This window comes from Acidovorax sp. ST3, assembly GCF_003231145.1.
Lineage (GTDB): Bacteria > Pseudomonadota > Gammaproteobacteria > Burkholderiales > Burkholderiaceae_C > Acidovorax.
Window position 1 is genome coordinate 1 of the sequence record NZ_QKVP01000119.1, and the last position, 538, is coordinate 538.

A 538-nucleotide genomic window follows, 5' to 3' on the forward strand; every position below is an offset into this window, starting at 1 on the left:
GATGCTGCCCGAGCGCGCCAAGGCGGTGCAGTTCAGCAAGCCCTACGCCGCCAACATCATCACCTTCATCGCGCCGAAGAACGTCGAGGTGAAGACCCATGCCGACATGGGCAAGTACACGATCGGCGTCGCCCGCGGCAGCGTGCAGGACGCCGACATCACCAAGACCGCGCCCGCCGGCACGACGATCCGGCGCTTCGACGGCGATGCGCCGACGATCCAGGCGCTGCTCTCCGGCCAGGTCCAGGCCGTCGGCGGCAACATCTTCTACATCCCGCGCCTGGAGGAGGCGAAGCCCGGCGTCTTCGAGAACAAGCTCGAATTCACCAAGCTCTACAACGGCGCCTGCACGCGCCTCGGCGAGAAGGAGATCAACGCCTTCATCAACGCCTTCATCGACAAGATCAAAGCCAATGGCGAGCTGGCGAAGGTCTATCCGAAGTGGATGAAGAACCCGCTGCCGCCCTTCCCGGACAGCGTGCCGGACATTCCGTTCATCGCGAGCTGAGCAGGCGCGACCTTGGATTTGGCCTGACTT

General features: G+C 63.9%; 1 protein-coding gene. It reads left to right on the plus strand.

Going from position 1 to position 538, the window contains the following annotated elements:
* A partial coding sequence (locus DNK89_RS23895) for a transporter substrate-binding domain-containing protein (RefSeq protein ID WP_153064352.1) occupies positions 1-508 on the plus strand: 508 nt, incomplete at its 5' end.
* Positions 509-538: the final 30 nt, after the last annotated feature.